Genomic DNA, 1,127 nt, shown 5'->3' with positions numbered 1-1,127 from the left:
AGAGGTCGTTTTCGTCTTTTTAGCCCGCGTATGAGCTGATTCTCGGAGTGCGTGGGCGTGGTGCGGAAGCAGCTGTAGACACGGTTGGGGTCTGTGGGGCTGGCGAGATGATGGGTGGGGCGGGATGTGGTTTGTGTCTGTCTCATTCCAGGATGTCCGACCTTCGCCGCCGCGTGCTTCCGCGTCATTGACGCACGCCTGGGCGCATTCGGTCTGCTGCGGTACTTCGGGAGTATGCCGACGCGACGCCCGTATCCGAGTGATCTGTCCGATGCCCGTTGGGAGTTGATCGAGCCGGTCCTGTCGGCCTGGCGCTTCGAGCGCCGCGGCAGGGCGCTGGACTTCGGCCGGCCACCGGAGCACGACCTGCGCGACATCATGGACGCGATCTTGTATGTGGACCGCACCGGGGTCCAGTGGCGCTACCTCCCACACGACTTCCCGCACTGGAACACGGTCTACGGCTACTTCGCCAAGTGGCAGCAGGACGGCGTGTTCTCACAGCTCAACGGCCTGCTCAGGCAACTGTTACGGCAGAAGGAAGGGCGGGACGCCGAACCGTCGGCCTGCGTGATCGACGCCCAGAGCGTCAAGACCTCCACCAGCGTCCACGCCTCCAGCCAGGGCATCGACGCCGGGAAGAAGATCGTGGGCAGGAAGCGCAGCATCGTCGTCGACACGCTCGGACTCCTGCTCGCGGTGCTGGTCACCGCGGCCGGCGTGCAGGACTCCGTCGCCGGCACCCGACTCCTCGACCAGGCCGCCGCCGAGCACCCCGGCATCCGCAAAGCGTGGGTCGACGGCGGCTACCGCCAGCACCTCGTCGAACACGCCGCCACCCTGGGCATCGACATGGAAATCACCGCACGAACCCCTGGGACCAGGGGATTCACCCCGATACCGAAGAGGTGGGCAGTCGAGCGGACCTATGGCTGGCTCATGCTCCACCGCCGCCTGGCCCGCGACTACGAAACCCTGCCCACCCGCTCCGAAGCGATGATCCACCTTGCCATGACCGACCTTATGGCCCGCCGCCTCACCGGCGAGAACACCATCTCATGGCGCGACCCGACATCCCAGATCAAGTAGCTGATTTAGGGATAAAACATCGGGATAAAACGACCTCT

General features: G+C 65.0%; 1 protein-coding gene. It reads left to right on the top strand.

Going from position 1 to position 1,127, the window contains the following annotated elements; genetic code table 11:
* Positions 1–234 precede the first annotated feature (234 nt).
* A complete protein-coding gene (locus ACFU74_RS37350; protein ID WP_380764591.1) occupies positions 235–1,089 on the top strand; it encodes an IS5 family transposase in 855 nt (284 codons plus the stop codon).
* Positions 1,090–1,127: the final 38 nt, after the last annotated feature.

The sequence above is a fragment of the Kitasatospora sp. NPDC057500 genome (assembly GCF_042802195.1).
GTDB lineage: Bacteria > Actinomycetota > Actinomycetes > Streptomycetales > Streptomycetaceae > Kitasatospora.
The sequence above is the reverse complement of the archived record's forward strand: the minus strand, read 5'-3'. Positions and strand labels throughout refer to the sequence as shown.